Source organism: Gaiella sp. (assembly GCF_039915195.1).
GTDB lineage: Bacteria > Actinomycetota > Thermoleophilia > Gaiellales > Gaiellaceae > Gaiella.
On sequence record NZ_JBDSNT010000108.1, the window covers coordinates 1 to 7,475 of the forward strand.

General features: G+C 67.9%; 7 protein-coding genes. All 7 read left to right on the forward strand.

Features of this window, described 5'->3' with window-relative positions; translation table 11 throughout:
* Window positions 1-1,189, forward strand: a 1,189-nt coding sequence (gene murD / locus ABIR74_RS10715) for a UDP-N-acetylmuramoyl-L-alanine--D-glutamate ligase (RefSeq protein ID WP_348177915.1), incomplete at its 5' end; no start/stop codon positions are given.
* Window positions 1,186-2,442 carry a putative lipid II flippase FtsW gene (ftsW, locus tag ABIR74_RS10720; RefSeq protein ID WP_348177917.1) on the forward strand — a complete coding sequence of 419 codons (1,257 nt, stop codon included), beginning with the start codon at window positions 1,186-1,188 and terminating at the stop codon, window positions 2,440-2,442. The genes murD and ftsW, both read left to right, overlap by 4 nt.
* Window positions 2,342-3,355 carry a UDP-N-acetylglucosamine--N-acetylmuramyl-(pentapeptide) pyrophosphoryl-undecaprenol N-acetylglucosamine transferase gene (locus ABIR74_RS10725; RefSeq protein WP_348177927.1) on the forward strand — a complete coding sequence of 338 codons (1,014 nt, stop codon included), beginning with the start codon at window positions 2,342-2,344 and terminating at the stop codon, window positions 3,353-3,355. The genes ftsW and ABIR74_RS10725 overlap by 101 nt, the downstream gene beginning before the upstream one ends.
* Window positions 3,356-3,427: 72 nt before the next feature.
* On the forward strand, window positions 3,428-4,612 hold the full coding sequence (locus ABIR74_RS10730) for a cyanophycin synthetase (protein WP_348177919.1): 1,185 nt from the start codon (window positions 3,428-3,430) through the stop codon (window positions 4,610-4,612).
* Window positions 4,609-5,499 (forward strand): UDP-N-acetylmuramate dehydrogenase, encoded by an 891-nt coding sequence (gene murB / locus ABIR74_RS10735; RefSeq protein WP_348177921.1) that lies wholly within the window; start codon window positions 4,609-4,611, stop codon window positions 5,497-5,499. Before ABIR74_RS10730 ends, murB begins: the two co-directional genes overlap by 4 nt.
* Window positions 5,500-5,530: 31 nt before the next feature.
* Complete coding sequence (locus tag ABIR74_RS10740) at window positions 5,531-6,388, forward strand: FtsQ-type POTRA domain-containing protein (protein ID WP_348177923.1); 858 nt, start codon at window positions 5,531-5,533, stop codon at window positions 6,386-6,388.
* Window positions 6,389-6,503: 115 nt separating this feature from the next.
* On the forward strand, window positions 6,504-7,475 hold a 972-nt coding region (gene ftsZ / locus ABIR74_RS10745; protein WP_348177925.1), incomplete at its 3' end, for a cell division protein FtsZ.

Genomic DNA, 7,475 nt, shown 5'->3' on the forward strand with positions numbered 1-7,475 from the left:
GATCGACGCGCTTGTAGCCCAGGGCAACGATGTCAGCGGCTACGACAGCTCGACCGATGTCGATGTTTCGGGCATCGGCGTCGACGTGCGGCTCGGCCCCTGGGATGACGTCGCGCTCGCGGGTGTCGACCTCGTGGTCAAGAGCCCCGGCGTGCCGAACGACCGCCCGCCTGTCGTCGCGGCACGCGCTCGGGGCATCGAGGTCATCTCGGAGATCGAGCTCGGCACGCGGCTGCTCTCGAACCCGATCCTTGGCGTCACTGGCACAAACGGCAAGACCACGACAACGGCGCTCCTCGGCGCGATGTTCGTCGCCGCGGGGATACCCGCGGCGACGGCCGGCAATATCGGCCGACCGCTGACAAGCCTCGTGGGGGTTGCCGACCCCGAGGCGTGGATCGTCTGCGAGCTCTCGTCCTTTCAGCTCGAGGACATCGACACGCTGCACCCGCAGATCGCGATCCTGCTCAATCTCGAGCCCGACCACCTCGACCGCCACGGCAGCTTCGAGGCGTACAGCAATGCGAAGCTGCGCATCTTCGAGAACCAGGGTGCTGACGATGTCGCGATTCTCCCCCGGGGCTTCGGCTCGGTACCGGGGGCCGGGCAGCGTCTCGAGTTCGATGGGAGAGACGAGCTGCCAGCCGAGCCGCTGATCCCGGGCGCGCACAATCGCGAAAACTCGGCTGCGGCGGTCGCGGCAGCTCGCGCGGCCGGAATCCCGGATGACGCGATCGCCGAAGCACTGCGCACGTTCCCCGGCGTCGAGCATCGGATCGAGGAGGTCGCGACGATCGACGGCGTGCGCTACGTGAACGACTCGAAAGCGACGAACGTGTCCGCGACGCTGCGGGCGCTGGCGTCGTTCCCGGGCACCCGCAAGCTCGTGATTCTCGGTGGTCGTGGCAAGGCGGAGCCGTACGCGCCGCTCGCCGCGGCGTTCGCTCGTGGTGATCGGGCGTATCTGATCGGCGAGGCGACTGAGGACCTGGCGGCTGCTCTCGAGGCGACCGACGTCGAGTACGAGCGCAGCGGCGACCTCTCGACGGCCGTCGCGGCCGCGGCACGGGAGGCGCGGGAAGGAGACGTCGTCCTGCTTTCACCTGCCTGTGCGAGCTTCGACCAGTTCACGAGTTACGAGCAGCGTGGGGAGGAGTTCGGGAAGTTGGCGCAGAAGCTCACGGGGTGACGAAAGAGACGGTGAAGTCGCGGGCCGACGGCCAACTCGAACAACGTCTCCTTGTTCTGGTCACCCTCGGACTCGTCGCGTTCGGGCTCGTGATGGTGTTCAGCGCTACGTCGGCATCGGCCGCCCTCGGGGCTGGCGACCCGATGACGTTCCTCGTCAAGCAGGGGGCGTATGCCCTCGTCGGGCTCCTCGTTCTCGCGCTCGCCTCGAAGTTCGACTATCACCGTCTGAGGGCGGTTGCTCCAGTGCTGCTCGTCGGGGCACTCGTCCTGTGCATCGCCGTAATCGCGATCGCGCCCCCGATCAACGGCGCCCGCCGCTGGTTTCTCCTCGGGCCGATCAGCGTGCAGCCCTCCGAATTCGCGAAGATCGCCGTCTGCGTCTGGGCATGTGCGCTTCTCGCTCGCCGTCCCACCCCGCGCACCGTGGGCGAGCTGATGAAGCCGCTCGGGTTCGTCGTCCTGCTCTTCTCCGGCCTCATCCTGCTCCAACCCGACCTCGGGACGACGATCTCCCTCAGCGTCATGGTCGCCGGCATCCTTCTCGTCTCGGAGGTACCGCTGCGCCTTCTCGCGCTCGTCGGCTCCGTCGCCCTCGCGTTCGGAGCGGTCGCGATCTACGCCGCCCCCTACCGCCGCGAGCGCTTCCTCAGCTTCCTCGACCCCTGGCAGGATCCGCAGGGAGCGGGGTTTCAGACCGTGCAGGCGATCATCGGCATGGGCTCCGGCGGCATCACGGGCGAGGGGCTCGGCCACGGCGTCTCCAAGGTCTTCTACCTTCCCGAGGCGCACACCGACATGATCTTCGCAATTGTCGGCGAGGAGCTCGGCCTCATCGGCTCGACGGCTGTGATCGTCGCGTTCGGTGTCTTCGCATGGGCGGGCTTCCGGGTTGCCCTGCATTGTCGCGATCCGTTCGGAAAACGACTCGCCGCTGGGCTGACGACGCTCATCTTCGGCCAGGCAGCGATCAACCTGTGTGCCGTCCTTGGGATCGCACCGTTGACCGGAATTCCGCTCCCGTTCGTCTCCTACGGAGGCTCTTCGCTGATCGTGCTGCTCACTGCCGTCGGAGTTCTCCTTAACATCGCTGTGAATGACAGAGTCGTCGACGCTCGTAGTCGTGATCGCAGCGGGAGGAACCGCGGGTCACATCAGGCCCGCCCTCGCAGTCGGGGAAGCGCTACGCGCACGCGGAGCGACCGTGACGTTCGCCGGGAGTCCCGACCGCGTCGAGTCGCAGCTGGTTCCTGAAGCCGGCTTCGAGTTCGACCCGTTCGCGATCAGCGGCTTCCCCCGGAAGCCGTCCGTCGCTCTCCTGCAAGCACTCTGGCGCGCGGGGAAGGCGCCGTTTGCCTGCAGGGCGATTCTGAAGCACCGACAGCCTGATGTCGTCCTCGGCGGCGGCGGGTACGTCGCCGGGCCGATGGTGCTCGCGGCACGGCTCTCGCGGATTCCTGCCGCGCTCACGGAGGCCGACGCCCATCTCGGCCTCGCAAATCGGCTGGCGGCCCCGTTCGCGTCGAAGCTCTTTCTGGCCTACGAGATCCCGGGGCACGCTGGCAAGAAGGTCGAGATCGTCGGACGGCCCGTGCCGGTCGCACACCTCGCGGGATCACGCGCGACCGGGCGGGAGCGGTTCGGCCTGCCGACCGACAGGCCGGTTCTCGCGATCTTCGGCGCGTACGCCGGCGCACGATCGATCAACGAGATGGCCGTCGCTGCATGGGGCACTGGCACGCTCGCGCTCGTCCACCAGACCGGTGAGCGTGACTTCGAGGCCTTCCGTCCGCGAGTCGATCGCGAGGGATACGTGATGATCCCTTCGACCGATCACTTCGGCGAGCTACTCCATGCCGCAGACCTCGCGGTTTCACGAGCAGGTGGAACGGTGTGGGAGCTTGCGGCCGCAGGAACGCCGTCGATCCTCGTGCCCTACCCGCATGCCACCGCTGATCATCAGACGCTCAACGCCCGCCACTTTGAACGTGGGGGCGGCGCCATCGTCGTGCCCGACTCGGAGATCCAATCCGTGCCGGCCCTCGTGGACGAGCTGCTTGCCGATCCCGAGCGACTCGCACGCATGAGGGCAGCGATGCTCTCGATGGCGAGGGTCGACGCCGCCGACAGGATCGCCGAGGGGTTGATCGAGCTTGCCGCCCGCTGACAAGGAGTTTGTGTTGAATCAACACAAAGACGACGTTCCGGTCGGAGATGGGCAGCAGTGCAGGCTTTTGTGTTGAATCAACACAAGAGCCTTGCGGGGCGTCGGCTCTACTTCGTCGGCATCGGCGGCTCCGGGATCTCCGCATACGCGAACATGGCGCGCGCCCTTGGTGCCGAGGTTCGCGGTTGGGACCTGCGTGACACCATCTTCATGGGCTCGCTCGAGGGGATCGAGGTCGACATCGGCGGTGAGCCGACGCCGCCCGAGGGGTGGGAGGTGGTCGTCTCGACCGCGCACGCCCATCGCATCGAGGGAACGCCGCGTGCGACGTTCCTCGCCGAGCTCGTAGCGGCGCAGCCGTCGATCGTCGTTGGCGGTGCCCACGGCAAGACGACGACGGCTGCAATGATCGCGTTCGTCCTTCTGGAGACCGGGCGGGACCCCGCCTGGATCATCGGCGGCCTCGTTCCGCAGCTCGGAGGCAACGCTGGCACGGGTGCAGGCTGGCTCGTCGTGGAGGGGGACGAATCCGACCGTTCGATCGGCTCCCTGGCCCCGGACATCGCTGTTGTCACGAACATCGAGCTCGACCACCACGCGTCCTACGCTTCGGAGGCGGAGCTCGTGGAGTTCTTCGACAGGTGGCTCGACGGCATCCCACACATCGTCCGAAGCTGGGAGCTGGAGCCAGTCCAATTCGAGTTGTCGGTGCCCGGCGACCACAACCGCCAGAACGCGGCTGCTGCGCTCAGGGCTCTCGAGATTGCGGGTGTGGATCGTGCCGACGCCGAGGCGGCGATCGTCCGGTTCACCGGCGTCGGCCGCCGGTTCGAACTCGTCGGCACGCAAGGTGGTGTCACCGTGTACGACGACTACGGGCACAACCCGACGGAGCTCGAGGTGACGCTACGGACGGCGCGATCGTTGACGGACGGTCGCATCGTCGCCGTCTACCAACCACACGTTGTCGAGCGCACGCGTCAGCTCCACGCCGAGCTCGGTGCAGCCCTCGGGCTCGCGGACATCGCGATCGTGACCGACATCGTCGGCGCACGGGATGCGCCCCGCGAGGGCGTCACGGGAAAGCTCGTCGTCGACTCCCTGCCGCCTCACGTTCGTGCGGGATGGGCGCCGGGTCACGCGGATGCGGTCGCGCTCGCGGTTGCCTGGGCGCGCCCGGGCGATCTCGTGATCACGTTCGGGGTCGGGGAGCCGTGGAAGATCGCGCGAGCAATCGTGGACGGGCTTGGGCAATGAGCACAGCCCCTCCCTTCCGGGAGCACGTGCTGCTCTCGCGACTGACCACGATCGGCACCGGTGGTCCGGCACGGGCGTACGCCGAGCCAGGAACGCTCGCGGAGCTCGAGGAGACGTTGGTCGCGGCGCGCCAGCGTGGCCTCGAGGTCGCGACCGTGGGGCTCGGCTCGAACGCGCTCGCCGCGGACGCGGGTATCGACCGCCTCGTGCTGCGCCTGACGGGCGACCTTGCGTCGGCGCGGGCCCAGGGAACGCTCGTCGTCGCCGGCGGCGGCGCGACGAACGCTGTCTGCCTGCACCGCGCCCGCGACGCGGGCCTCGGTGGCTTCGAGTTCGCCTGCGCGATCCCGGGGACGGCAGGGGGCGGCGTCTGGATGAACGCCGGAGCGTACGGGCGTGACTGGAGTGCGATCCTCGTACGAGCGCTCGTGGCGACGGCGGACGGAACGGGTTGGCTGACCGCGAGCGAGCTCGGCTTCTCGTACCGCCACTCGAACCTCGAGCACGGCCACGTCGTCGCGACGGTCGAGTATCAACTCGTCGAACGCGATCCGCACGACATCCGTGCGGAGGTGAAGGACCTCGTCGCGCGTCGCAAGGCGACGCAGCCGACGACGAAGCGAACATTCGGCTCCGTCTTCAAGAACCCCGCCGGGGAGATCGGTGCGGGGAGGATGCTCGAGCTGTGCGGCCTCAAGGGCTATCGGCAGGGAGGTGCGCTGATCTCGCCGATGCACGCGAACTTCATCGAGAACGCCGGCGGCGCGACCACGGCCGACTGCCTCGTACTGATGGCGGAGGCGCGGCGTCGAGCCCACGAGGCGTATGGGGTCGAACTCGAGCACGAGGTCGTCTTCCTGGGCGATCTCGCGCTCCCCTCGACGTAGGAGCCTGCCGACGCGCGGCGAACACGGTTCCGTGGCCGACGGGGGACCAGACCAGCGAGGAGCACGCGCGCGGCCGCGCTCCCGCGCCGTTGCTGCTCCCGCTCCGAGTCGGCTCGCGACCGACGGGTTCGACCTGGCGCGCTTCATTCCGACGGGCCGCTCGCTCGTAACGGCGCTCCTGATTGTCGTCGGTGCCGGAATTGCGTGGTTCGTGGCGCGCGAGACTCCCGTGTTCTCCGTTGAGAAGATCGAGGTTCTGGGTGCGTCCGCCGGAGTGAGCGCGCAGGTCGAGCGGTCGCTCCGCGCGACCGAGGGAGCCAGCCTGCTCAAATTCGACACCGACGCTGCCCGACTGTCGGTGCTGGCGCTCCCGACCGTCGCGGGCGTTCGCTTCGATCGCGCGTTCCCGCACACGCTCGAGGTCGTCGTCGCACCCGAGCGCGCCGTCGCTGTTGTGCGTCAGGGAGCCGACTCGTACCTCGTCGCCGAGAGCGGCCGCGTCATGGCGACGGTCGAGCGCCGTGACCGCCCGGCGCTTGCCCGGATCTGGATCAAGCGCGACATTCGACTGCAGGAGGGTGCGCGTGCGGAGGGCGATCTCCTTGCAGCAGTCACCGCTGTCGCCCCTCTTGTCGGAACCGGCTTCCCCGGACGCGTGAGCTCGGTTGCCGCGTCGCCGGAGAGCCTCACCCTACGCCTTCGCTCCGGCCTCGAGCTTCGCCTGGGTGACCCGGTCGACGTGGCGCTGAAGCTCGCGGTCGCGGCCCGCGTGATTCCCCTCCTCACGTCCGATACGACCTATCTCGATGTCGCGGTACCGGAGCGACCGGTCTCCGGAACACTCAACTCTCAGGTCGAGCCTGAGGGTATGACCTCGACTCAACCTTGAGGTTTCCGTTGACAATGCCGACAAGGAGTCCGTACCCTGGCTCCGAAAGCCAATACTGACATACTCCGTAGCTCGATCAGAGCTTGACGTCCAGGCAGGTTGAGGTGAGACATTCATGAGCACACAAGGTGGGAACTACCTCGCAGTGATCAAGGTCGTCGGCGTCGGCGGCGGCGGCACGAACGCGGTCAACCGCATGGTCGAGTCGGGCCTTAGTGGGGTCGAGTTCATTGCCGTGAACACGGACGCCCAGGCGCTCCTGATGACCGATGCCGACGTGAAGATCCATATCGGATCGAAGGCGACACGCGGCCTCGGGGCAGGCGCGGATCCGGCCGTTGGTCTCGCCGCGGCGCAGGAGACGCGTGACGAATTGAAGGAAGCACTGAAGGGCGCAGACATGATCTTCGTCACCGCCGGCGAGGGCGGGGGCACGGGCACGGGCGCTGCACCGGTAGTCGCGGAGCTCGGGCGTGAGCTCGAAGCACTCACCGTCGGCGTCGTCACGCGACCGTTCGGATTCGAGGGTCGACGCCGCGCCGAGCAGGCCGAGCAGGGAATCCAGAGCCTTCGCGATCGCGTCGACACGCTCATCGTGATCGAGAACGATCGGCTGCTCCAGGTCGTGGACAAGAAGACGCCCGTCACGGAGGCCTTCCGCATCGCGGACGACATCCTCCGCCAGGGCGTGCAGGGCATCACCGATCTGATCACCGTTCCAGGGCTCGTCAACCTCGACTTCGCCGACGTGCGGACGATCATGCGCGACGCCGGCTCGGCGCTCATGGGCATCGGTACGGCCTCGGGCGACACGCGCGCCGCCGATGCGGCAAACGCTGCCGTCTCGTCGCCGCTCCTCGAGACGACGCTCGACGGAGCCACGGGTGTGCTCCTCAACATCACGGGCAGCTCGAACGTCGGGCTCTTCGAGGTCAACGAGGCAGCAGAGGTCGTCACGGGCCACGCAGATCCGAACGCGAACGTGATCTTCGGTGCCGTGATCGACGAGTCGATGGGCGACGAGGTGCGCGTCACGGTGATCGCGACCGGCTTCGGCGGCAGGCCCCGTCGTCGCCGCGTCGAGGCA